Origin of the sequence: Agromyces protaetiae, from assembly GCF_030866785.1 — a bacterium.
Lineage (GTDB): Bacteria > Actinomycetota > Actinomycetes > Actinomycetales > Microbacteriaceae > Agromyces > Agromyces silvae.
Genome location: NZ_CP133018.1, coordinates 2,689,620 through 2,713,186 on the forward strand (window position 1 = coordinate 2,689,620; position 23,567 = coordinate 2,713,186).

General features: G+C 70.2%; 24 protein-coding genes and 1 pseudogene. 7 read left to right on the forward strand and 18 right to left on the reverse strand.

Annotation, left to right across the window (positions count from 1 at the left end; genetic code table 11):
- Positions 1–9: 9 nt before the first annotated feature.
- The gene (locus QU602_RS12400) at positions 10–1,248 is read right to left on the reverse strand and encodes a Fic family protein (protein WP_308796767.1); all 1,239 of its coding nucleotides are present in this window, start codon (positions 1,246–1,248) and stop codon (positions 10–12) included.
- A 71-nt stretch (positions 1,249–1,319) separates the two neighbouring features.
- On the reverse strand, positions 1,320–1,889 hold the full coding sequence (locus QU602_RS12405; RefSeq protein ID WP_308796768.1) for a YdeI/OmpD-associated family protein: 570 nt from the start codon (positions 1,887–1,889) through the stop codon (positions 1,320–1,322).
- A 46-nt stretch (positions 1,890–1,935) separates the two neighbouring features.
- On the opposite strand from QU602_RS12405, the pseudogene QU602_RS12410 reads away from it, so the two are divergent.
- The 3 genes and pseudogenes from QU602_RS12410 to QU602_RS19135 all read left to right on the forward strand — a co-directional run.
- Positions 1,936–2,319 (forward strand): annotated as a pseudogene (locus QU602_RS12410) (alcohol dehydrogenase catalytic domain-containing protein); the annotation flags it as partial.
- Positions 2,320–2,500: 181 nt separating this feature from the next.
- The gene (locus tag QU602_RS12415; protein WP_308800271.1) at positions 2,501–2,869 is read left to right on the forward strand and encodes a thioredoxin domain-containing protein; all 369 of its coding nucleotides are present in this window, start codon (positions 2,501–2,503) and stop codon (positions 2,867–2,869) included.
- Complete coding sequence (locus QU602_RS19135; protein ID WP_373692935.1) at positions 2,818–2,958, forward strand: hypothetical protein; 141 nt, start codon at positions 2,818–2,820, stop codon at positions 2,956–2,958. The genes QU602_RS12415 and QU602_RS19135 overlap by 52 nt, the downstream gene beginning before the upstream one ends.
- A 144-nt stretch (positions 2,959–3,102) precedes the next feature.
- On the opposite strand, the gene QU602_RS12420 is transcribed toward QU602_RS19135, so the two are convergent.
- Both QU602_RS12420 and QU602_RS12425 read right to left on the reverse strand, forming a co-directional pair.
- Positions 3,103–3,564 carry an Hsp20/alpha crystallin family protein gene (locus tag QU602_RS12420; RefSeq protein ID WP_308796769.1) on the reverse strand — a complete coding sequence of 154 codons (462 nt, stop codon included), beginning with the start codon at positions 3,562–3,564 and terminating at the stop codon, positions 3,103–3,105.
- A gap of 122 nt (positions 3,565–3,686) precedes the next feature.
- Positions 3,687–4,334: a TetR family transcriptional regulator gene (locus QU602_RS12425; RefSeq protein WP_308796770.1), complete on the reverse strand. Its 648-nt coding sequence runs from the start codon at positions 4,332–4,334 to the stop codon at positions 3,687–3,689.
- A 109-nt stretch (positions 4,335–4,443) separates the two neighbouring features.
- On the opposite strand from QU602_RS12425, the gene QU602_RS12430 reads away from it, so the two are divergent.
- Complete coding sequence (locus tag QU602_RS12430; protein WP_308796771.1) at positions 4,444–5,955, forward strand: DHA2 family efflux MFS transporter permease subunit; 1,512 nt, start codon at positions 4,444–4,446, stop codon at positions 5,953–5,955.
- A gap of 87 nt (positions 5,956–6,042) precedes the next feature.
- On the opposite strand, the gene QU602_RS12435 is transcribed toward QU602_RS12430, so the two are convergent.
- The 3 genes from QU602_RS12435 to QU602_RS12445 are packed head-to-tail and all read right to left on the reverse strand — an operon-like array spanning position 6,043 to position 9,630.
- Positions 6,043–7,548: an amidase gene (locus QU602_RS12435; RefSeq protein ID WP_308796772.1), complete on the reverse strand. Its 1,506-nt coding sequence runs from the start codon at positions 7,546–7,548 to the stop codon at positions 6,043–6,045.
- A gap of 13 nt (positions 7,549–7,561) precedes the next feature.
- Positions 7,562–8,758 (reverse strand): C45 family peptidase, encoded by a 1,197-nt coding sequence (locus QU602_RS12440; RefSeq protein WP_308796774.1) that lies wholly within the window; start codon positions 8,756–8,758, stop codon positions 7,562–7,564.
- Complete coding sequence (locus QU602_RS12445) at positions 8,755–9,630, reverse strand: PHB depolymerase family esterase (RefSeq protein WP_308796775.1); 876 nt, start codon at positions 9,628–9,630, stop codon at positions 8,755–8,757. The genes QU602_RS12440 and QU602_RS12445 overlap by 4 nt, the downstream gene beginning before the upstream one ends.
- A 92-nt stretch (positions 9,631–9,722) precedes the next feature.
- On the opposite strand from QU602_RS12445, the gene QU602_RS12450 reads away from it, so the two are divergent.
- Positions 9,723–10,619 carry a MurR/RpiR family transcriptional regulator gene (locus tag QU602_RS12450; protein WP_308796776.1) on the forward strand — a complete coding sequence of 299 codons (897 nt, stop codon included), beginning with the start codon at positions 9,723–9,725 and terminating at the stop codon, positions 10,617–10,619.
- Here QU602_RS12450 and QU602_RS12455 read toward each other — a convergent pair.
- From QU602_RS12455 to QU602_RS12480, 6 genes are all read right to left on the reverse strand, one after another.
- A complete protein-coding gene (locus tag QU602_RS12455; RefSeq protein ID WP_308796777.1) occupies positions 10,589–11,434 on the reverse strand; it encodes an amino acid ABC transporter permease in 846 nt (281 codons plus the stop codon). The two genes, QU602_RS12450 and QU602_RS12455, sit on opposite strands and share 31 nt — an antisense overlap.
- Complete coding sequence (locus QU602_RS12460; RefSeq protein WP_308796778.1) at positions 11,431–12,075, reverse strand: amino acid ABC transporter permease; 645 nt, start codon at positions 12,073–12,075, stop codon at positions 11,431–11,433. Before QU602_RS12460 ends, QU602_RS12455 begins: the two co-directional genes overlap by 4 nt.
- Before the next feature lie 20 nt (positions 12,076–12,095).
- On the reverse strand, positions 12,096–12,998 hold the full coding sequence (locus QU602_RS12465) for a transporter substrate-binding domain-containing protein (protein ID WP_308796779.1): 903 nt from the start codon (positions 12,996–12,998) through the stop codon (positions 12,096–12,098).
- Between the two features lie 53 nt (positions 12,999–13,051).
- Complete coding sequence (locus QU602_RS12470; protein WP_308796780.1) at positions 13,052–13,801, reverse strand: amino acid ABC transporter ATP-binding protein; 750 nt, start codon at positions 13,799–13,801, stop codon at positions 13,052–13,054.
- Positions 13,802–13,956: 155 nt separating this feature from the next.
- On the reverse strand, positions 13,957–15,462 hold the full coding sequence (locus QU602_RS12475; RefSeq protein WP_308796781.1) for an APC family permease: 1,506 nt from the start codon (positions 15,460–15,462) through the stop codon (positions 13,957–13,959).
- 132 nt (positions 15,463–15,594) lie between these two features.
- Positions 15,595–17,031: an NAD(P)H-quinone dehydrogenase gene (locus tag QU602_RS12480; RefSeq protein ID WP_308796782.1), complete on the reverse strand. Its 1,437-nt coding sequence runs from the start codon at positions 17,029–17,031 to the stop codon at positions 15,595–15,597.
- Positions 17,032–17,114: 83 nt separating this feature from the next.
- Here QU602_RS12480 and QU602_RS12485 point away from each other — a divergent pair, with 83 nt between their 5' ends.
- Positions 17,115–17,942 carry a purine-nucleoside phosphorylase gene (locus tag QU602_RS12485; protein ID WP_308796783.1) on the forward strand — a complete coding sequence of 276 codons (828 nt, stop codon included), beginning with the start codon at positions 17,115–17,117 and terminating at the stop codon, positions 17,940–17,942.
- Positions 17,943–17,984: 42 nt separating this feature from the next.
- Positions 17,985–19,703, forward strand: a complete 1,719-nt coding sequence (locus QU602_RS12490; protein WP_308796784.1) for a phospho-sugar mutase — start codon at positions 17,985–17,987, stop codon at positions 19,701–19,703.
- A gap of 105 nt (positions 19,704–19,808) precedes the next feature.
- On the opposite strand, the gene QU602_RS12495 is transcribed toward QU602_RS12490, so the two are convergent.
- From QU602_RS12495 to QU602_RS12515, 5 genes are all read right to left on the reverse strand, one after another.
- A complete protein-coding gene (locus QU602_RS12495; protein ID WP_308796785.1) occupies positions 19,809–20,093 on the reverse strand; it encodes a PTS sugar transporter subunit IIB in 285 nt (94 codons plus the stop codon).
- The gene (locus QU602_RS12500) at positions 20,090–20,554 is read right to left on the reverse strand and encodes a PTS sugar transporter subunit IIA (RefSeq protein WP_308796786.1); all 465 of its coding nucleotides are present in this window, start codon (positions 20,552–20,554) and stop codon (positions 20,090–20,092) included. The genes QU602_RS12495 and QU602_RS12500 overlap by 4 nt, the downstream gene beginning before the upstream one ends.
- A gap of 4 nt (positions 20,555–20,558) precedes the next feature.
- Positions 20,559–21,677 carry an adenosine deaminase gene (locus tag QU602_RS12505; protein ID WP_308796787.1) on the reverse strand — a complete coding sequence of 373 codons (1,119 nt, stop codon included), beginning with the start codon at positions 21,675–21,677 and terminating at the stop codon, positions 20,559–20,561.
- 104 nt (positions 21,678–21,781) lie between these two features.
- Entirely contained in the window at positions 21,782–23,083 is a 1,302-nt protein-coding gene (locus QU602_RS12510; RefSeq protein ID WP_308796788.1) for a thymidine phosphorylase, read from the reverse strand.
- On the reverse strand, positions 23,080–23,514 hold the full coding sequence (locus QU602_RS12515; RefSeq protein WP_308796789.1) for a cytidine deaminase: 435 nt from the start codon (positions 23,512–23,514) through the stop codon (positions 23,080–23,082). Before QU602_RS12515 ends, QU602_RS12510 begins: the two co-directional genes overlap by 4 nt.
- Between the last annotated feature and the right edge of the window lie 53 nt (positions 23,515–23,567).

A 23,567-nucleotide genomic window follows, 5' to 3' on the forward strand; every position in this document is an offset into this window, starting at 1 on the left:
CGGGCGGCGTCAGCGGCGGATCAAGCTCTCGGCGTAACCGTCGAGCACACGAAGGATGCCGGCGTGCTGCCAAACTCGGTTGCGTCGGAAGCCGGTGGTCTCTTGGAGCACGCCGGCCTCGGTGAGCTGGCCGAGCGCACGCTGCGCGGCCGACTCGTTCATGCCGAAATGTTGGGTGAGGTACTTCGCATTGATCACTGGCTGCGCGACGAGTTGCGGAAGCACCCGCCACCCGGCGGACTGCTTGCGGAGTCCACGGAGCTGGAGTCGTGACGTTTCAAGCTCGCCCGCGAGGTCGTCGACCAGGCGCGCGCCGGTGACGGCCGCGAACCTCGCCGCGAAGGTGAAGCTTTCGACGATCGGTCGTGCATCGCCCGCCCGGTACGCGGTGAGCGCATCGAAGTAGGCACGGGTGTCGGTGAGCAGGCCCGCGGACACCGGCGCGGTCGTGCTCGTCAAGAGGCGCTTCCCGCGAAGAATGGCATGGACGAGCGCGCGACCGGTGCGGCCGTTCCCGTCCACGAACGGGTGAATCAGCTCGAACTGTGCGTGCGCGATGGCGGCCTGCAAAAGGATCGGCAGGTCCTCGCGCGCCATGAATCGAGCCAGATCGCGGATCGCCGCAGGCACGAGTTCGTGCTGTGGCCCGACGTGGGCTGCGTTCCTCGGCGAGGAGCGCGACGTACCGATCCAGACGAGCTGGTCGCGGTACCGCCCAGCATGCTGGTCCCACCCGGGCTGACCTCGAAGCAGGACATCGTGCGTCGCCAAGATGCTGCGCTCGTCGAGATGGTCCGCGAGTTCGAGCGCCGCTTCCATCGCGTGCACGTTCGCGAGCACTGTCCGGGCGTTCGAGCTTTGCGATTGATCGAGTTCGGCGAGCGCGAGCTGACGGGCGCCTACGGTGAGGTGCTCGATCTGAGACGAGGAGGCACTCTCGGTCCGGAGAAGGATCATGCTCATCGGACCAAGCGTCGGGCTGTCTGCACCGAGCGTCGCCGAACTGTGCCGGTCAAAACCCGCGAGCGCACGCGCGGCATCCTCGATATCAGCGACAAGCTCGGCGTTCAACGTCGGTGAGTAGTCCGCGATCGTTGCTGGGATGCTTGATTGATACGGACCGGAGCCGGCGAGCCGCTCGGACCTGCTGTACCCCAGGTCCGGATTGACGGTCCAGATTCGGTCTTCTCGCCCAGCCGCCGGAACCGGAAGCCGCTCCGAGGGTTGAAACGTCCCTGCAAGTGACATCACACTGCCTCCTTACTTGCAGTTTAGGAGAAACTGCACGTAAGGGCGATCCTTACCGTCACTTTCGTCGGTCAGAAGGTCTCGTGGTTGGCGAGCATCTCGATGAACTGCTGGATGCGGCGAGCGCGGGTCTCGGGCCGCTTGGCGCCCATGACGCGGAAGAGGAACGGCCAGCGCTTCGAACGGCTCAGGGTCGCCCAGAACGCGGATGCCTCGGGGTTCGCGTCGAGCGCGGCCTGGAAGTCGGGCTCGGGCTCGGCCGTGCTCATGCGGTAGGCCTCGTCCCAGCGGCCATCGGCCTTCGCGCGTTCGATCTCGGCGTGCCCCTGAGGGCGCATGCGCCCGGCGTCGATCAACCGCTGCACGTGCTCGCGATTAATCTGCGACCACGGGCTACGCGACCGTCGCGGGGTGAACGCCTGCGCCACGTAGTCGTCATCGACGCGGGCGACCTGCCCGTCGATCCAGCCGAAGCAGAGCGCCACGTCGAGCGCCTCGGCGTAGGCGATGCCCGGCGCGGACGACGTCTTCTTGCGCAGCACGAGACGCACGCCACCCTCCGGCGGGTCGTCGGCGAGGAACGTCTCCCACTCCTCGACCGTCAGGGGCCCGAGCAGCGGCTTGTCGGCGAACGAGACCATGCGTCAAGGCTAGCCCCGCCCGCCGACACCGCTCCGGGCCTCATCAGTGCGAGCCTCCGGGCCCGCTCAGCGCAACGGTCGGAACGCGGCTCGCACCTCGGACACGAACAGCTGCGGTTCCTCCCACCACCCCACCGGCACCCTCACGGGCGGCCATCACCGCGTCGGATCCGGATGCCGGCGCCGAGTCCATGACGCTCACCGAGATCGACCATCCGCACGCCGCCGAGACGATGTCATCGTCGAGGTCCACGCCGCCGGCTTCACCGCCGGCGAACTGACCTGGCCCGGCACGTGGGCCGACCGCAACGGCCACGATCGAGCGCCGAGCGTGCCCGGCCACGAGCTCGCCGGCGTCGTCGTCGAACTCGGCTACGGCACGACAGGACTCACGATCGGTCAGCGCGTGTTCGGCCTGACCGACTGGACGCGCAACGGCTCGCTCGCCGAGTACACGGCCGTCGAAGCGCGCAATCTCGCGCCATTGCCCGCACAGGTCGACTTCGTGACCGCAGCGGCCATGCCGATCTCGGGCCTCACGTCGTGGCAGAGACTGATCACCCACGGCGGGCTGCACACCGGGCAGCGCGTGCTCGTCCACGGTGCGGCCGGTGGCGTCGGTTCGATCGCCGTGCAGCTCGCACGCGAGCTCGCACGACGCCTTCTGGACCTACACCTGCGTGAACTGGTTGCGCACGCTCCCCTACCTGCGCGCGTGGCACGCGACGTACGCCGGCGCCGGGCTGTCGATCGTCGGCGTGCACACGCCCGAGTTCGGCTTCGAACGTGTGCTCGGCAACGTGACCGAGCAGACCGCGAAGCTCGGCATCGAGTACCCGGTCGCCGTCGACAGCGAGTACGCCGTCTGGCAGTCGTTCGACAATCACTTCTGGCCGGCGGTCTACCGGGCGCCGGACGCGGCACCGACGTGGCAGCCGACGGCACAGGCCTCGTCCGCGACCAGAACACGTATCAGCTGATCCGGCAGCCCGGTCCGATCGTCGACCGTCTCTTCGAGATCGAATTCCTCGATACCGGCGCCGAGGCCTACTGCGTCACGTTCGGGTGAACCATCGCAGGAGCCGAACCCGGCTGACCTCGTCGGCCGACTCGCCCCAGCCCAGGCTGGCCCAGGCCCGCCCGCGGAGGATCGGCACGACGCGACGAACGCCCCTCCCGAGGGAGGGGCGTTCGTGTCGGTGCGCAGCGACGGTCAGGCCTCGACTGACGGCTGGTCCTGCCGCTGCTCGGGCTGGACGAGCGTGCCGACCGAGTCGGCGCTCTCGACCGAGATCTTCCGTGGCTTCGCCTTCTCGCTGACCGGGATCGTGACGCTCAAGACGCCGTTGGAGTAGGTCGCGGAGATGCGGTCGGTGTCGACCCCCTGACCCAGGTTGAGCTGCCGGAGGTACGACGCCGCCTCACGCTCGCGGACGATCCACTTGACGCCCTCGCCGGCCGGCAGGCTGCGCTCGGCCCGGATCGTGAGCAGCTGACCGTCGACGTCGATATCCACCGAGCCCGGGTCGATGCCCGGCAGGTCCGCGCTCAGGACGTAGTGATCGCCGTCGCGGTACAGGTCCATCGGCATGCGTCGCGGGCCGCGGCGCGTCTCGAAGAGTGCAGACGCCATGCGGTCGAGGTCACGAAACGGGTCGTATGAGGTGGTGGCCATGAGTGCTCCCTTCATCGAAGATATTGAGTCACTTCGACTCAACTTGCTGACAGGATACCAAGTTGAGCTTCCTCGACTCAAGTCTTGCCCGTCTCGATGCTCGAGCTCCGCGGACCGCTCGTTCAGCGGAGCAGCTGAGCCGCGTACGCGGTGACCCCCCGGCGCAGCTCGAGGTAGATCTCACGGACGTCGGCCGCGACATCCGCCTCGGCGCGACGCGCCCACTCGTCGAACGCGAGCCGGAAGGTCGTGGCGACGATCGACACGAGCGCGCGCGCCGTGAGCGCGTCGCTCTCGTCGCCCGTCGCGGCGACCGCGGCGGCAGAGAGCGTGCCGACGTGCTCCTCGTCCCGCTGGAGCGCGATCGCGAGCAGCGACGGTTCGGCGGCGATCAGCCTCCTGGTGCGCAGCACCCGTTCGCGCAGGGCGTCGTCGTCGGCGAAGTCGTCGAGCAGGCGCAGCCATCCGCTCTCGAGCGCGGTACCGACCGGCGCGCCGTCGCGGATCGCGGCGAGCGTCTCGTGCATCACGAGCTCGGCCTGTTCGTCGTCGACGAAGACCGCGTGTTCCTTCGTCGCGAAGTACCTGAAGAACGTGCGCGGTGAGATACCCGCCGCATGCGCGATGTCGTCGACGGTCGTGCCGGCGACACCGCGCCGCTCGAACAGCTCGAGCGCCGCGTCGGAGATCAGGTGCAGAGTCTCCTGGCGGCGCCGTTCTCGCAGGCCGAGCGGGGCACCGGATGGGTCGTCGGGTTCGTCGTCCGCCATGGGCGAAATCCTACAGCTCGCGCCATGTTGGCACACTCTGCCATAATCGAGGACGCAGCTCGTGGGCAATGGCGCGCCCGAGACATCCGAACCCTCGAAGGACCCCCTGGTGACCACCGCCGAAGCCGCTCCCAGCGCATCCCTGCCCGCGACCGCCCCCGCGCCCCGCACCGGACCCGTGATCGCCCTGCTCGTCGCGGCCGCGTTCGTCGTCATCCTGAACGAGACGATCATGAGCGTGGCGCTGCCGCGGCTGATGGCCGACCTCGACATCACCGCCGCGACGGCGCAGTGGCTCACGACGGGCTTCATGCTGACCATGGCCGTCGTCATCCCCCTCACGGGCTGGGCGCTCGAACGCTTCAACATCCGCGCCGTGTTCTTCACCGCCATGGGTCTGTTCGCGGCCGGCACGCTGATCGCCGCGCTGGCGCCCGGCTTCGAGATCCTCCTCGCGGGCCGGATCATCCAGGCGGGAGGCACGGCGATCATGATGCCTCTCCTGTTCACGACGGTGCTGAACGTGGTGCCGCCCACGCACCGCGGCCGCATGATGGGCGTCATCTCGATCGTGATCGCGGTCGCGCCCGCGATCGGCCCGACCGTGTCCGGCGTCATCCTGTCGGCGCTCGACTGGCGCTGGATGTTCTGGATCGTGCTGCCCATCGCCGTACTGGCCATCGTGCTCGGCGCCATCTGGGTCAAGAACGTCACCGTGCCGAAGCGTGTGCGGTTCGACGTCATCTCGGTCGTCTTCTCGGCGCTCGCGTTCGGCGGGCTCATCTACGGCCTCGCCAGCATCGGCGAGGCCGCGACCGGCCACGCTCCCATCCCCGTGTGGATCCCGATCGTCGTCGGCGCCCTGGCGCTCGTGGCGTTCGTCCTCCGGCAGCTCTTCCTGCAGCGTCAGGACCGCGCCCTGCTCGACCTCCGCACCTTCACGTCGCGCTCGTTCTCACTCGCCGTCGTGCTCGTCGTCGTCGCCATGGGGGCCATGTTCGGCACGCTCGTGCTGCTGCCCATCTACCTGCAGCAGGTGCTCGGGCTCTCGACGCTCGAGACCGGGCTCATGCTGCTGCCGGGCGGCGTGCTCATGGGCGTGATCGCGCCGGTCGTCGGCTCGCTGTTCGACCGGTTCGGTCCGCGCCCCCTGGTCATCCCGGGCATGGTCGTGGCCGCGGCTGCACTGTGGGGAATGACGACCTTCGGCGTCGAGACGCCCGTCTGGTGGATCATCGCCGTGCACCTCGCGTTGAACCTCGGACTCGGCTTCGTGTTCACCCCGCTGCTCACCTCCGCGCTCGGCTCGCTCCCCCGCCCCCTGTACCCCCACGGCAGCGCGATCGTCGGCACGGTGCAGCAGCTCGCCGGGGCGGCCGGCACCGCGCTCTTCGTGACCATGATGTCCCTCGGGCTCGCGTCGGGTCTCGAGGGCGGTGTCGACGCGGTCGAGGCGACCGCGAGCGGCATCCACTCGGCATTCCTCACGGGTGCGATCATCGCGCTCGGCGCGGTCGTGCTGGCCTGCTTCGTGCGGCGGCCCGCGGCGGATGCCTCGGACGATTCGGCTGCCTCGGACGATTCGGATGCCTCGGACGAGCAGCCGATCCTCGCCCATTGACCGGGAGCGGGTGAAGCCGGCTCGCCGGCGGCATGGTCGTCGGCGTACCGGCATCGGAGGCTACGGCACGACCGGGCCGCTCGCCCGTCACACGCGTGCGGTGAGCCCCGGCCTGGTCGAGGCGTCTCGGTAGAGCCCCGCACCCCGCTCGACCGCACCGGCGACCGCAGCGGTGACGCGCTCCGCGTACGCCGGCCCGGCGACCTGCACCGAGGTGGGCACGCCATCGGCGAGGTGCCCGGTCGGCACCGCGAAGACGGGGCTCCGGCTCGCGAGGTTGAACGGGATCGTGAGCGGGATCTGCAGGTGGTGCACGAGCTCGTGGGCGGTGCCGTCGAAGACGTGCTCGGTGCTCGGGATGCGCTCGGCGTCGAGCCCGGCGACCGTGACCGTCGGCACGATCAGCACGTCGACCTCGGCGAAGATCGTGCTGAGCGTCGCCTGCAGCTCCGCCTCGGCGGCCACCGGGCCGTATGCACCGAGCTTCGCGAGCATGCGCTCGCTCGTCTCCACGAAGTCGCGCGTGTACGGTTGCGCCTCGTCGTAGCCGTCGCCGAGCTCGGCCCGGATGTACGGCGCCATGATCGTGCCGTAGTGCGCGAAGGCCGCCTCGGTGATCTCCGTCATGCTCCAGGGCAGCTCGACGGTGAGGGTCTCACCCCCGGCCGCACGCACGGAAGCGACCGCACGCTCGACGCCCGCGCTGACCGCGGCCGTGACCGGGTAGTCGCCGGGCGATGTGCAGACGCCGACGCGGAGCCCGGCGAGCGGACGCGTCGCCGCGTCGGCGAGCAGCTCACCGTCGACGCTCGCCCAGTCGTCGGGATGGCGGCCGGAGACCACGTCGTAGAGCAGGGCCGCATCGTCGACCGAGCGGGCCATCACCCCGTCGTGACAGTACGTGTCGAGGTTCGCCGGTGCGAGGCCGGGCACCCGCCCGTAGGGCGACTTGTAGCCGACCACGCCGCAGAATGCGGCCGGGATGCGGATCGATCCGGCGATGTCCGAACCGGTCGCGAGCGTCGTGAAGCCCGCGGCGAGCGCGGCACCCGAGCCGCCCGACGATCCCCCGCTCGACGTGTCGCGGTTCCACGGCGAGCGTGTCACACCCCACCGCTCGGAGAGCGTCACGCCGGCCGCGCAGAACTCGGGCGTCGTGGTGCGCGCGTGGACGATGCCCCCGGCGGCGACGATCCGTTCGATCATGGGGTGGCTGCGGTCGGGCACCACCGGCGGCACCGCGAGGGTGCCGAGGGTCAGCGGCTCGCCCGCGATGGGCTGCTCCTCCTTCGCGGCCACGGTAAGACCCTCGAGCGGGCGGGCCGTGCCGTCGCGGTAGCGACGGGTGGCCTCGTCCGCCGCGCGGACCGCGTCGTCGACGAGCGTGTCGGTGATCGCTCCGACGGCGCCGTCGAGCCGGTCGATGCGCTCGAGCTGCGCGTCGAGCACCTCGCGTGGCGTGACCCGTCCCTGTTCGAACGCCGAGCGCAGCGCCCGAGCCGAGGCGTAGGCCAGGTGCTCCGGCTCGCGGATCAGGTCGGATGCGTCGCCCTCGGCCGGTGCTCGCCAGGCCCGCGCGCTGCGCTCACCCATCTGGACCTCCTCCTCAGACGCCGCAGAGGCATCCGTCGTCGTGCTCGTGCGCTGCGATGCCCGCGCCGGCCAGGCTCTCGGCTGATCCGTCGTACAGGTTCCAGGGCAGCGGGTCGAGCCGGCCGGCGCAGGGCTGCCCGATCGCCACTCGATACCGGCCCGTGGTGAGGTCGACCAGCGATGAGGCGATCGTCATCGAGCGTACCGGTTCTGCTTCCTCCGGATCGGGGTGGCGGCACAGCCCGTGCGGATGACCGAAATGGTCGCTGAGGGCGCGCTCGACCGTGTCGGCGACCTCGCGCCCGGATCGGAGCCCGTCACGCAGCAACTCGGTCAGTCTGGGCGAGCGATACAACGAGTCGACCGCGAACGGGCGGTAGTCGTCGCCGAGCTGCTCGGGCACCCCGTACTCGTAGTGATTGGCGTGCACGAGCAGCCCCTCGTCGGGGTACCCCCAGCGGTGACGGCCCGGCGTGGTCTCGAGGTCGATCGCGAAACCGCTGCGATGGGTGAGCAGCAGGTTCGCGGCGATCTGCTGACGAAGCGCGAACGGCACCCGCAGCGCATCGTAGAAACGCGCGCTGTCGAGGATGAGCCGACGGATGATGGCCTGCGGCATGCCGACGGCAGCGCCGAACCGGCCGCCGAGCCCGTTGGCATTGAGCGCGATCCCCGCCGCGTTCGCGCCCTGGCGTCCGATCTGGCCCGCCTCGGCCTGCATGATGACCGTCGGTCTCCCGGGCTGGACGATGCGCAGGGCGATCACCGTGGGTGCGGCGGTCTCGCGCCAGTCCCAGTTCTGTCCCGCGTAGACGTGACCGTCGGGCGCCCGGGTGATCGCGAACGACGAGCACCCGTCGGCCTCGGGCGCATCGTCGGCCGACATCTTGGTGAACGTCGGGTCGTAGACGATCTCGCCGCGCGCATTCAGGGCGAGGATGTCGAGCACATCGACGCCGGCGGCGTCGGCGATGCCGGCCATCTCCTCGACCAGATGCGGGGCGAGCCCGCTGATCTGCGGCATCCAGAGCGCGGCGCGTTCGGTCACGGCCCGCCAGCTGAGCCCGTGTGTGTACGAGAACGACGCGCTGTAGGCGTCGATGGCTTCGGCGATGAGGTCGGCGGTCTGCTCGCCGTGGCTGCGCCCTCGGTCGCGAGGGGTCGCCCCCTCCGCAACGACCAGCCGTGGCCCGGTCCAGCTCCCGCTCACGCGCGCTCCCCCGCATCCTCGGCGAGGATGCCGTCGAAGTAGGTCATCGCCGGCCCGAACATCGCCGACGGGTCGTGTGCGGCGCCCGGCACGGTCGTCCGTGTGACGACCGCACCCACACGCTCCAGCGCATCGGCGAGCGAGGCCATCCGAGCGACCCGATCGCGCCCTGCGTCATCGGCACCCGGCATCCAGTACGGGCTCGCACGCAGGCGCGGATCCGAGACCTCCCACGTGTCGAGGTCGGCCTCGCCGACCAGCGCTTGGACGCGGAGCCCGCGCAGCGCCGACGGCTCGACCGCACGACCGAAACGGTCGGCCGTGTCGGCGGTGCCCACCCACCAGCCACGATGATCGCCGGGCAGGGTGACACCCCCGGGCGCGCCGACCGACACGGCTCTGACCCGCTCGGGATGCAGCAACGCGAAGCGATGGACGAACTGTCCTCCACCCGAGAACCCGAAGAGCAGGACGCGGTCGACGTCGAGGTGGAAATGCGCCGACGCCTCGTCGAGCATGGCGAGCAGCACCGAGTCGTATCGCACCCCGTGCGCATCGAGGTACTTGTACCCGTGGAGGTCGAACGGCGCACCGATGCCCGCCGGGAACAGCGGAAGCAGGAGCGCGACGCCCGTGCGCTCGGACCACTCGGCGAACGCTGCGCGGTAGCTCTCGACCGCACGCATCGTGTCGTGCACGAGCACCGCGACCTCCGTGCGACGGACCTCGGACGCGCGCGGAATGTAGAGCGAATAGCTGAACCGCTGGTCTGCCGCGGACGCGAAGGCGGCGGTGGCACCGACCTCGTAGAAGCGCTGCGGGTCGGTCGGCCGCTCCTCGGGTGCCAGGGCGGTGGCGGGGATACGCGTCATGCTGCGTCCTCCAGGTGTCGTGCCCGGCGACCGGGCGAGCGTACTGTAGTGTTCACGACAAAGCCCGATGAGGGCGGAAAGCGGGGCTGAGCATGCACGCGACCCAGGACCTGCCGGACCCGTGGCCGCTCGCCCGCGAGCGTCGCTCGGCACTGCGCGGCGCCGAACGCGCGGTGGCGGATTACATCACCGCGCACCCCGATCGAATCGTGTTCATGAGCGCGTTGCAGCTCGCCGACGCGGCCGGAGCGAGCGATGCCACGGTGATCCGTACGGCGAAGTCGCTCGGGTTCTCCGGATTCTCGGATCTCAAACACGCGGTGGGCGACTCGCTCATGCGGAACACCGATCCCGCCCTTCGGCTGGAGCGACGACTCACGGCCGACGAGGCGACTCGTCCGGGCGATGTGCTCATGACCGTGCTCGACGAACTGCGTGAACGACTGGACGAGACCGGCCGGCGCAATCCCCCGGAGTCGATCGATCGCGCTGTGCGTCTGCTCGCCGAAGCACGCCGGGTCGTGACGTTCGGCGTCGGCACGTCGCAGGTCTGCGCCGACTATCTCGCTCGCCGGCTCCGGCGCATCGGCATCCCGGCGACGACCTTCGACGGCATGGGGTTCGCGCTCGCGGACGACCTCCTCGACCTCCGCGACGGCGATGTCGCGGTCGTGTACGCGCCGGGTCGCGCCTTCCGCGAGGTCGACGTCCTCGTCGACGAGGTCGATCGGCTGGGCGGCGGCGTGCTCCTCGTGAGCGACACCCTCGACCTCGGGGAGCACGAGCGGCACGCCGTGCTGCGCGCGCCACTCTCCCCGGGCGGCCTCAGCGGCGAGCCGCTCGCCGCCATCGCCGTGACCGATGCCCTCGTGCTCGCGCTCGGGCGCGCCGATCCGACCCGTGCGACGGAGAGCTCCACCCGACTCACGGGCCTGCGCTCGGCCTTGCAGCGCGGCGGTCACGCGGGCACCCGCTCACGCGCCGACTGAGCCGCGCGCGGCACTCTCGCCCGGTCGAGCCGGCGATTCAGCACGACCGCGAGCCAGCTGAGACCGCCGTTCAGGACGATGAAGATCACCGCGATCTCGAAGTAGACCTGCAGGAAGCTGCCGCTGAGGAACTCGCCGAGCGTCTGTCCGCGGCGCAGCAGCTCCGGATAGCTCACCACGTAGCCGAGCGTGGTCTCCTTGAGCACCCGGACACTCTGGCTGATGAGTGCCGGCAGGAGCGCGCGAACGACCTGCGGGAACACGATCCGCAGCATCACCTGCGTGCGTGAGAGCCCGAGGCTCAAGCCGGCCTCGGCCTGTCCCTTCGGCAGGGCGAGGATTCCGGCGCGGAGCAGCTCGGCGAAGACACCGGAGCTGTACAGCACGATCGCGCCGACGAGCTGCCAGAAGGGCGGCATCCGAAGCCCGAGGCCGGGCAGCGCGAGGAGGAAGAAGTACACCACGAACAGCAGCGGGAGGGCGCGGAGCACCTCGACGAGCCCCGCGGCGAGGAGGGACAGCAACCGCGACCTGCTGAGACGCGCCGCGGCGAGGATCGCTCCGAGCGGGATCGAGAGCGCGATCGCCGTCGCGCCCGCGATCAGCGTGTTGCCGAGTGCGACGAGCAGGAACTGTTGTGCGCCCCAGTCGAACAGCGGCGCCCACAACGCGCCATCGAGCTGCCCGGCCGCACCGAGTCCGACGAGCAGTGCGGTGAGCGCGGCCGCGAGCACGGCCGCAGCGCTCAGGTTCACGATCCGTCGCCGGCGGGCCGCGCGTGGACCGCGCATCTCGAAGAGCTGCACCTCGGTCATCGGGTCACCCGCACCTTCCGTTCGAGCCATCCGGTCGCCCCGCCGATCGTGAGCGAGAGCACGATGTAGATCGCCGCGGTGGTGCCGAAGATGGCGATGGGCTCTGCGTACTGCACGTTCAGCAGCCTGGTCACCCCCGACAGCTCCAGCACGCCGACGATCGATCCGATCGCGGTCGACAGCAGGGTCGCGATGAACATGGTGCCGAGCGGCTGCACCATCGCAAGTGCGGCTTGCGGGGCGACGATGGTGACGGCGGCGCGCGCGTCGCTGAGTCCGAGCGCGCGCGCCGCCTCGACCTGGCCCTGGCCGACGGTCTGCACACCGGATCGCAGGATCTCGGCGATGTAGCAGGCGAAATAGACCATGAGGCTCACCGCGACGCAGACGTCGAGCGGCAGCGTGACGCCGAGCTGCGGCAGCGCGAAGACCGCGATCACCACCACGAGCAGCAGCGGCATGTTGCGGACGACCGTGATGACCGCGGTCGACGTCGCCTGCAGCACCCCGAACGGCAGCAGGCGCAGCACGCCCAGTACGGCGCCGAAGACGAGTGCGCCCGCGAAGCTCGTGACCGCGAGCACGAGCGTCACGCCGAGCCCGGCGAGGATCTGCCCGAGATGATCGAGGACGACGTCCATGCTGATGTGCCCGCCCGCGCTCAGTCGAGGAAGAGCGTGCCGACGGCCGGCGGCGTTGGCGCGGGCTCGCCCGTGATCACGCCGACATTGCGGTCCCAGGCCTGCTCCCACTGCCCGTCCGCCTCGATCTGCTCGAGGAAGTCGTTCACGACCTCGGTGAACGCCGGGTCCTCCTTCGACGTGCCGATGCCGAACAGCGCCGCGTCGAACGACCCGGCGAGCACGAGCTCGTCGTCGTCCGCGACGAGACCGATCGCGACGGCGGTGTTGTTGAGGAACACGTCGCCCCGGCCGTCCTTCAGCGCCTGGATGCACGCGGACAGGCTGTCGAACACGACGGGCGTCGCGTCGGGGGCTGCGGTGCCGAGATAGTCGGCCGCGGCACCGGCGGTCGTGATGACCTTGAGTCCCGCGAGGTCGTCTGCGGTCGCGATCTCGCCGTCCCAGTCCGGGGTAGAGATCAGGGCGGTGCCGAGCTCCATGTGCGGGCCGGCGAAGTCGATCTTCTCGAGCCGCGGCTCAGTGATCTGGTACGTGGACAGCACGACGTCGACGGTGCCGTTCTGCAGCAGCGACTCACGGGTGTCGGCGGTGACGGTCACATGGCGGACGGATGCCTCGCCCAGCAGGTATTCCGCGAGCATCGATGCGAGATCCGCCTCGAATCCGGTGTACTCGCCACTGATCGGATCGAGGAACGCGAAGCCCTTGAGGTCCTCGGGCATCCCGACGACGAGTTCGCCGTCGTTCTGGATCCGGTCCAGCACGGGGCCGCTCGGCAGGTCTTCACGCTGGGCGACGCTCGTCGAGGCGCCTTCGGGTTCGTCGGCGAGGGACTCGCCGCCCGATGCGCACGCGGCGAGGAGCAGCGTCGTGCAGGCCGCCGCCGCGGCGGCGACCAGGACACGTGGGGTGCGGTGCATGGTGACTCCTGTCTTCGTTGTGGTGGTGCAGGACGATCAGCGGCCCGGGACGATCAGTGAGGCAGGATCCGCGAGAGGAACTCTCGGGCGCGGGCGCTCTCCGGTGCTCCGAAGAACGCTTCGGGCGTCGACTGCTCGACGATCCGGCCGTCGGCCATGAATACGACACGGTCGGCCGCGCGGCGGGCGAACCCCATCTCGTGCGTGACGACGAGCATGGTCGTGCCGTCGGCGGCGAGCGCGGTCATGACGTCCAGCACTTCGTGGATGGTCTCGGGATCCAGTGCCGATGTCGGTTCGTCGAAGAGCAGCACCGTCGGCTCCATGGCGAGAGCGCGTGCGATCGCGACCCGCTGCTGCTGACCTCCCGAGAGTGCCGCCGGACGGTCATGCGCCTTCGCGGCGAGGCCGACTCGATCGAGCAGGCGCAGACCGAGTTCCTCGGTCTCCGCGGTGCGCCGACCGGACACCAGTCGGGGCGCGAGCGTCACGTTCTCGAGCACGGAGAGGTGCGGGAAGAGGTTGAACTGCTGGAAGACCATTCCGAGCCGCGCACGCAGCGCGGTGAGCTCGCGGCCATCCGTCGGGAGCGGCCGGCCCTCGACCGTGATGGATCCGCCTTCGATCGTCTCGAGGCCGTTGATGCAGCGGCAGAGTGTCGACTTGCCCGAGCCGCTCGGACCGACGACGACCACGACCTCGCCCGGCGAGATCTCGAGGCTGACGTCGTCGAGGACGGTGTGGTCGCCGAATCGTTTGACGATGCGATCGATGCTGATCACCGGTGCGGCGGCGACGGTCATCCGGCAACTCCTGTCGTTGTCACTACATCGTGGGGGTGTATGTAGTGTCCACTACAGCAGGGGCGGACGTCAACGTCAATGTACGAAATGAGATCGTAACGTCGGCGCGCCCGGCGCGTGGCGGCGCAGGCCGCCCGCCGGAACGCGCCGGCGAACTACAGGCTGCCCTGCGGCGTGGGCAGCTCGACCTCACTCACGCCACCGCCCGCGAGGCGAGAACGACGACGGCCGTAGAGCAGGTAGATGAGCACGCCGATCGCCAGCCAGACGAGGAAGCGCACCCAGGTGAGGGTCGTGAGGTTCAACATGAGCCAGAAGCACAGCACCGCGGAGAGGATCGGCAGGACGGGCGACCACGGCACCCGGAACCCGCGCTTGAGGTCCGGCCGGGTGCGGCGGAGCACGACGATGCCGAGGCTCACGAGCACGAATGCCGAGAGGGTGCCGATGTTGATCATCTCCTCGAGCAGCCCGACATCGGTGAACGCGGCGATGACCGCGACGATGAAGCCGCCGATGATCTGGATGCGCGCGGGGGTCTTCGCGTGTGACGTGGTCTTCGACAGCCATCGCGGCAACAGGCCGTCACGGCTGAGCGCGAACACGATGCGCGACAGCCCGAGCAGCAGCACCATGATCACGGTCGTGAGGCCGGCGAGTGCGCCGAGCGAGATCACCGCCGACGCCCAATCCTGGCCGACCAGGCGGAACGCGGTGGCGAGCGACGGCGTCTCCTGTTCGGCGAGCTCGCGATAGGAGACCATGCCGGTCATCACGATCGAGACGAGCACGTAGAGCACGGTCACGATGGCCAGCCCGAGGAAGATGCCCTTCGGCAGCCTTCGTTGCGGGTCCCGGACCTCTTCGGCGCTGGTCGCGACGACATCGAAGCCGATGAACGCGAAGAACACGAGGGATGCGGCGGCAAGCATGCCGAACACGCCGTACTGCGCCGACTCGGCGCCGGTCGCCCAGGAGAAGAGCGACTGCGTCCACGCGTCTTCGGCGCCGCCACCGGTCGGCACCGGGTCGGGGATGAACGGCGTGAAGTTGACGGCCCGCACGAAGAAGAAGCCCACCACGATCACGAACAGCACGATGCCGACCTTGATCAGCGTGAACACGGCGCCCACGCGCGCCGTGAGCTTCGTCCCGGCGACGAGCAGCGCGGTGAAGATCGCGACGATGAGGAATGCCGGCCAGCTGACCGTGACGCCGCCGATCTCAAGGGTCGACGGGAACGGCAGCCCGAACGCCATGAGCGCCTCGCCCAGGTAGACGCCCCAGTACTTCGCGAGCACGGCCGCGGCCGTGAACATCTCGAGGATCAGGTCCCAACCGATGATCCAGGCGAGGAGCTCGCCCATCGTCGCATACGTGAAGGTGTACGCGCTGCCCGCGACCGGCACCGTCGAGGCGAACTCGGCGTAGCACATGATCGCGAGCCCGCACGTGATCGCGGCGAGCACGAAGGAGACGATCACCGACGGCCCGGCGAAGTTCGCCGCGGCCTGCGCACCGACCGAGAAGATCCCGGCGCCCACCGCGACGGCGATGCCCATGAGCGCCAGGTCCCACGTGCCGAGCGACCGTTTGAGACTGCGCTCTTCGTCGTGTGCGTCGGCGATCGACGCCTCGACCGATTTCACTCGCAGGTTCATCGCTCCCCCTCGAACGCACCGTCGCCGGCGCGCGCCCCCGCGGCGCCGACCGTCCAAGGGTACGTCCGATATGCCCATACGGGGCAGGGATCGGCGGATCTGTGGAGAGCGGTTCGGCGAAGGGCCGGGACCTCAGCGCACGACGTGCATGGCGCGCGCGGCGTCGGTCAGCGACCCCGTGAGCGACGGGTACACCGGGAACGCCTCGGCGAACTGGTCGACCGTGAGCCGGTGCTCGACCGCGAGCGCGAGCGGGAAGATCAGTTCGGAGGCCTTGGGGGCCACGATCACCCCACCGATGATCGCACCCGACCCGCTCGAGGCGAACAGCTTCACGAACCCTTCGCGGATCCCCATCATCTTCGCGCGCGGGTTGGAGGCCAGCGGCAGCTTGTAGACGACGCCGGGGACCATGCCCTCGTCGATCTCCTTCTCGGTCCAGCCGACCGTGGCGATCTCGGGCTGCGTGAAGATGTTCGAGGTGATGTTGCGGTTCTCGGGCGGGTCGACGACGTCGCCCATGGCATGGAACACCGCCGTGCGGCCCTGCATCGACGCGACGGAGGCGAGCGGGAGGAAGGTCGTGCAGTCCCCTGCCGCGTAGATGTTCGGCATCGACGTGCGCGCGACCCGGTTCACCCGGATGTGCCCGCTCTCGGCGAGCTGCACCCCCGCCTCGGCGATCCCGAGGTCGGCCGTGTTGGGCACCGCGCCGACCGCCATGAGGCAGTGGCTGCCGCGCACCTCCCGACCATCGGTGAGCGTCGCGAGCACGCCGTCGCCGTCGCGCACGACGGACTCGGCGCGTGACTTGTTCAGCACCTTCATGCCGTTGCGCTTGAAGACCCGCTCGATCACCGCAGCCGCGTCCGCATCCTCGCCCGGCAGCACCTGATCGCGGCTGGAGATGAGCGTGACCGCCGCACCGAGCGCGCGATACGCCGACGCGAACTCGGCCCCGGTGACGCCCGAGCCGACGACGATCAGGTGCTCGGGGATCTCCTGCAGCTCGTACAGCTGCTTCCACGTGAGGATCCGCTCGCCGTCGGGGACCGCGGTCGGCAGCACCCGCGGCGTGGCGCCCACCGAGATCACGAGCGTGTCTGCTTCGATGCGGTCGAAGTCGGTCCCGCCCTTCGCGGTCGACACGATGATCGCGTTCGGTCCGTCGAGCCGCCCTTCGCCCTGCACGAGGTTGACGCCCGCCTCGAGCAGGTTCTGACGCATGTCCTGCGACTGCTGCGCGGCGAGGCCCAGGAGTCGCTTGTTGACCGCGGCGAGGTTGATCGCGACCTGCGGCTTCATGGCCTTCGCGTGCTCGGCGTCGCCCTTCGCGTAGAACTGCACGCCGAGATCGGCGGCCTCCTTCACGGCGTTGGATGCCTCGGCGGTCGCGATCAGCGATTTCGAGGGGACCACATCGGTGAGCACGGCCGAACCACCGACGCCCGAGCGCTCGACGAGGGTGACCTCTGCACCCAATTGGGCGCCGGCGAGCGCGGCCTCGTACCCACCCGGACCGCCTCCGAGGACGGCGATTCTCTGGGTGCGCTCGAACTCGTAGGCCATGCTCACATTCTGTCTCAGCGGGCGATGGGCCACCAAACGAGCAGGGCCGCCCGAGGCATCCGCCGCCTCACTAGCATGGGGGGATGCAGGATCAGAACCCGCTCGACGACCCGGCCGCCGACCCCTTCGTCATCGCTCAAGAAGCGGCCGACCGGATCGCCGAGCTCACCGGCGTCGCTCGCCACGACGTGGCGCTCACGCTCGGCTCGGGCTGGGGCAAGGCCGCCGATCTCATCGGTGAGACCACGCACACGATCCCGGCGACCGACGTGCCCGGCTTCTCGAAGCCGGCACTCGAAGGGCACGTCGGCACGCTGCGCTCGGTGCTGCTGCCGAACGGCAGGCGTGCGCTCGTCATCGGTGCCCGCACCCACTACTACGAGGGCCACGGCGTGCGCCGGGTGGTGCATTCGGTGCGCACGGCGGCCGCCACCGGGGCCTCGGTGATGATCCTGACCAACGGCGCCGGGGGCATCAAGGCGCATTGGACGCCGGGGACGCCCGTGCTCATCAGCGACCACCTCAACCTCACGGCCGACTCGCCCCTCGAGGGCGCGACCTTCATCGACCTCACCGACCTGTATTCCGCGCGACTGCGCGACCTGGCGCGATCGATCGACCCCTCGCTCGACGAGGGCGTGTACTGCCAGTTCCGCGGCCCCCACTACGAGACGCCCGCCGAGGTGCAGATGGCGAAGACCATCGGAGGTCACATCGTCGGAATGTCCACGGCGCTCGAGGCCATCGCCGCGCGCGAGGCCGGCATGGAGATCCTCGGCATGTCGCTCGTGACCAACCTCGCCGCGGGCATCCAGAAGACCCCGCTCAGTCATGAGGAGGTCATCGAGGCCGGCCGCACGGCCGAGCCCGTGATCTCCAAGCTGCTCGCCGACATCGTCGACGCGCTGTAGCACGACCGGCACGAGGGAATCGCTCACCTGGAGGAGGCACCGATGGTGGACGTCAAGCTGTCCGAGGACGACGCGCGGCGCATCGCGCTCGCGGCATCGTGGATCGCGCAGGATCCCGATCCCGAGACGCGCGACGAGCTCGGCGGCCTCGTCGAGGCCGGTCGCGCCGGCGATCAGGCCGCGCTGACCGAACTCGCGGATCGTTTCGACCGCAGGCTCGAGTTCGGCACCGCAGGGCTCCGCGGCGAGATCGCGGCCGGGCCGAACCGCATGAATCGGGTGCTCGTCTCGCAGGCCGCGGCCGGCCTCGCGGCGTACCTCGTCGAGCACGCCCGGCCCGGCACCACCCCGTCGGTCGTCATCGGGTACGACGGGCGCAAGAACTCGGACGTGTTCGCACGGGACTCCGCCGAGATCATGGCCGGCGCGGGCGTGCGCGCCATCCTGCTCCCCCGGCTGCTGCCGACCCCCGTGCTCGCGTTCGCGGTACGGCACCTCGACGCGAGCGCGGGCGTCATGGTCACGGCGAGCCATAACCCGCCGAACGACAACGGCTACAAGGTGTACCTCGGCGGCGAGCACGGCGGGTCGCAGATCGTCGCGCCGGTCGACGCCGAGATCGCGGCGCACATCCAGCGGGTCGCCGACGGCGGCTCGGTGGGCGACCTGCCACGCGGGGGGTTCGAGACCGCCCCGGAGTCGGTCGTGGACGCCTACGTGCGTGAGACCGCGCAGGTGGCCTCGAACGCCGCATCGGCCGGCGCGAGCCAGCCGAACACCGTCTACACCGCGATGCACGGCGTCGGGTGGGAGACGTTCGCCCGCGTGCTCGAGGCCGCGGGCTTCGCCCCGCCGGTCGTGGTCGACGCGCAGATCGCGCCCGACGCGGCGTTCCCGACGGTGTCGTTCCCGAACCCCGAGGAGCCTGGGGCCATGGACCTCTCGTTCGCCCGGGCACGTGAGGTCGGCGCCGAGCTGATCATCGCCAACGACCCCGACGCCGATCGGCTCGCCGTCGCGATCCCCGACGCGTCCACCGACGATGGCTACCGGCGGCTCACCGGCAACGAGGTCGGCCTGCTGCTCGGCTGGCGGGCCGCCGAGCTCGCCGCGGGCCCCGACGGCGGGGGCGACGGCACCCTCGCCTGCTCGATCGTCTCGTCGCCCGGTCTCCAGACGATCGCTGACGCCTACGGGCTCGATTTCCGCGCCACCCTGACGGGATTCAAGTGGATCTCGCGCGCTCCCGGCATCGTGTTCGGCTTCGAGGAGGCGCTCGGATACCTCGTGAACGCGCACACCGTGCGCGACAAAGACGGCATCTCGGCGGCGCTCGCGTTCCTCGATCTCGCGACAGGGCTCAGGGCAGCGGGGCGCACGGTGGCCGATCACCTCGACGACTTCGTCGCGCGATTCGGATGCTTCGCCTCGGCGCAGATCTCGATTCGGGTGACCGACCTCTCGCGCATCGCCGCGGTCATGGCCGAGCTCCGGAAGCACCCGCCGGCCTCGCTCGGCGAGCACCGGGTCGAGCGCATCGACGACCTCGCCGACGGGTTCGAAGATCTGCCGCCGTCTGATGTGCTGCGGATCGTGCTCGAGGGCGGCAGCCGGGTCATGGTGCGCCCGAGCGGCACCGAGCCGAAGCTCAAGATCTACATCGATGCCGTCTCGGCGGAGGGATCCGTGGCCGAACGCCGCTCCGCGGCATCCGCCACCGTCGCCGAGCTGGAAGCCGCGCTCCGCACCCTGGTCGCCTGACCCCGCCCCGGCCGGCGCCGAGTGTTGACGATATGCGCCAGGCGCACCCTCAGATCGTCATCACTCGAGACAGATCGACATCACTCGGCGAAGGGGTGGGGTGGGTCAGGCGAGCGAACGGGCGAGGTGGCGGGCGATCTCGTCGACGTCGAAGTAGTTGCCGACCTCGATGATCTCGGACGACGTGCGGCCGAGCGCGGCGCGCACCTGGGCCGACAGCTCGGTCGACGTCAGCACGATCTGCGCGTCGGACGCGGCCCCGGCGACCTCGCCGAGTCCGCTCGCCGTGACCTCGGCCTCGAGGTCCAGCCGGTCGAGCGCGCGTTCGGCGTTCGCCTTGAGGATCGCGGACGTCCCGACGCCCACCCCGCACACCGCGACGATCTTCATGCCCCCACCTCTGCGGCACCCACGCCGAGCACCTCGCGCACCTCGTCGGCCGTGGACGCGGCGGCGACGCGGGGCACCGCGCCTGGATCGTTGAAGGCGTTCGCGAGTGCGGCGACGAAGGCGACGTGCGCCTCGGCGTTCGACACCGCGACGCCGAGCACGACGCGCACAGGGTCGTTGTGCGGGTGCCCGAACGCCACCGGCGTCGCGAGCGTCACCACGGCGAGGCCGTCACGTCGCACATCGGGGCCGGGCCGCGCGTGCGCGAGCGCGAGACCCGGCGCGATCACGATGTACGCGCCGAACTCCTCCACGACCGCGATCATGCGTTCGGCGTAGTCCGAGCTCGTGGCACCCGACCGCGTGAGCGCCCGGCCGACGAGCCGCACCGCGGCGCGCCAGTCGGCAGCCTCTGCGCCGAGCACGATGGCTGCGTCGGGTACGGGTGGGAGCACGGTCATCGGGTCACGCGGCGTCGAAGCCGTCTTCGATCTGCTCGGCGAGCTCTTCGCGGTCGTCGAGCGGCAGGAACGCCGCGGCGGCCGCATTGAGCTGGAACGCCTCGAGGTCGTCGAGGTCGTAGCCGAACGCGTCGGAGAGCAGGGCGAGCTCCCGCGTGAGGGTGGTGCCCGATTGCAGCCGGTTGTCGGTGTTCACGGTGACCCGGAAGCCGAGCTGGTAAAGCAGATCGAACGGGTGGTCGACGAGCTCGTCGCCCCAGGCCGCGATGGCACCCGTCTGCAGGTTCGACGACGGACTCGTCTCAAGCGCGATCTCACGATCGCGCACCCACTGCGCGACCGGGCCGAGCGACACGTAGGTGTTCTCGTCGTCTTGGCGTTCGATGACGAGGTCTTCGGCGAGGCGCACACCGTGGCCGAGCCGGAGCGCCCGGCCGTCGACGAGCGCGCCACGGATCGACTCGATGCCGTCGGCCTCGCCCGCGTGCACGGTGACCGGGAGGAACTGGCCGGCGAGGTAGTCGAACGCGGTGCGGTGCCGGCTCGCCGGGAAGCCGGCTTCAGCGCCGGCGATGTCGAACCCGACGACGCCGCGTTCGCGGTGGCGCACCGCGAGCTCCGCGATCTCGAGGCCGCGATCGGCGTGCCGCATGGCGGTGATCAGCTGGCCGGTGCGGATGCTCCGCCCCTGATGCCGCACGTCGTCGGCGCCCTGTTCGAGGCCGGCCTGCACGGCTTCGACGGCCTCGTCGAGCGTGAGTCCGCGGGTGAGATGCTGCTCGGGCGCCCAGCGCACCTCGCCGTAGATCACGCCGTCGGCAGCCAGGTCGTGCACGAACTCGCGAGCGACGCGGGTGAGGCCCTCGCGGGTCTGCATGACCGCGGTCGTCAGGTCGAACGTCTTCAGGTACTCGACCAGCGAGCCCGAGTTGGACTGCACCGAGAACCACTCGGTCAGCGACTCGACGTCGGAGGCCGGCACCTCGAGCCCGACCGCGTCGCCGAGCTCGATGAGGGTCTGAGGTCGCACGCCGCCGTCGAGGTGGTCGTGTAGCGAGATCTTGGGCAGGGCCCACAGGTCAGCGCCGTCGCCCTCGAGTCGGTACACCGGATTCGTCTCCACGGGGTCAACGATAGTGTGCGGTGCCGTCCACGAGTCTCGGCAATCTCAAAGCTGCGCCCGCGCGTCGCGGCTCGCGGGCGGTGAACGCCGCTCGACCGGCGGCGCTATCTGCCGATGCGCTCCACGATCAGCGCGCCGCCGTCTTCGATCGCGTCGCCCTCGTCGCCGATGCGCCACGCGCCCTCGACCGATTCGAGTGCGCGAGCGAAGCGCGCGGGCTCGTCGGCGTGCAGCGTGAACAGCGGTTGCCCGGCGCGCACCTGGTCGCCCGGCTTGGCGTGCAGGTCGATGCCGGCGGCGTGCTGCACCGGGTCCTCTTTGCGTGCGCGCCCGGCCCCGAGGCGCCAAGCGGCGATGCCGAACGGCAGCGCTTCCTGCGCGACGAGCACCCCGTCGCGGTCGGCCGTGACGACGTGCTGTTCGCGCGACACCGGCAGCGGGGCATCCGGATCGCCGCCCTGGGCGCGCACCGTGGCGCGCCAGACGTCCATGGCCCGGCCGTCGTCGAGTGCCGCCTCGACGTCGGCGTCGGGCTGCCCGGCGAGCGCGAGCATCTCGCGCGCGAGCGCGAGGGTGAGCTCGCGGACGTCGGCCGGTCCGCCTCCGCCGAGCACCTCGACCGACTCGCGGACCTCGTTCGCATTGCCGATGGTGAGCCCGAGCGGCACGTTCATGTTCGTGATCAGCGCGCTCGTCGCGACGCCCGCGTCTTCGCCGAGCTCGACCATCGTCCGCGCGAGCTCGCGCGAACGCTCGATGTCTTGCAGGAACGCGCCCGACCCGAACTTCACGTCGAGGACGAGCGCACCCGTGCCCTCCGCGATCTTCTTCGACATGATCGACGACGCGATCAGCGGGATCGCCTCGACGGTGCCGGTGATGTCCCGGAGCGCGTAGAGCTTCTTGTCGGCCGGCGCGAGACCGGCGCCCGCGGCGCAGATCACGCCGCCGTGGTCGCGCAGCTGCGTCATGATCTCGTCGTTGGTGAGCTCGGCGCGCCACCCGGGAATCGACTCGAGCTTGTCGAGCGTGCCGCCCGTGTGGCCGAGGCCGCGCCCGGAGAGCTGCGGGACGGCGACGCCGAAGACCGCGACGAGCGGCATGAGCGGCAACGTGATCTTGTCGCCGACGCCGCCCGTCGAGTGCTTGTCGGCGGTCGGCTTGCCGAGCCCCGAGAAGTCCATGCGCTCGCCCGACGCGATCATCGCCATCGTGAGGTCGCGGATCTCGCGGCGCGCCATGCCGTTCAGGAAGATCGCCATGGTCATCGCCGACATCTGCTCGTCGGCGACGTACCCGCGGGTGTACGCGTCGATCAGCCACTGGATCTCGGCGGTGCCGAGCTCGCGGCCGTCGCGCTTCGCGCGGATGAGATCGACGGCGTCGAACGCTTCCACAGTGCTCACGCGGACTCCCCCTCGACGGGTGCGCCGCGGTAGGCGGCGAGCGTGCGCGGGCCGAACGCGTCGGGCAGCACCTCGTCGATCGTCTTGATGCCCGAGACCGTCTCGAGCAGCATGCCCTCTGCGGAGTGCTCGTACAGCAGCTGCCGGCATCGCCCGCACGGCATGAGCGTCTGACCGTGCCCGTCGACGCACGAGAACGCCACGAGCTTGCCGCCGCCCGACATGATGAGCGCCGACACGAGCGAGCATTCGGCGCAGAGGGTCACGCCGTACGACGCGTTCTCGACGTTCGCGCCGGTGACGACGCGTCCGTCGTCGACGATCGCCGCGGCGCCGACGGGGAACTGCGAGTACGGCACGTACGCCTTGGCCATGGCCTCGCTGGCGAGCTCACGCAGGTGCGGCCAGTCGATGGTCGCCGATTCGGTCATGGTGTTCCCCCGTCTCGGGTGGTTCGGTCGGTCGGTTCCGGATGCCTCGGCGG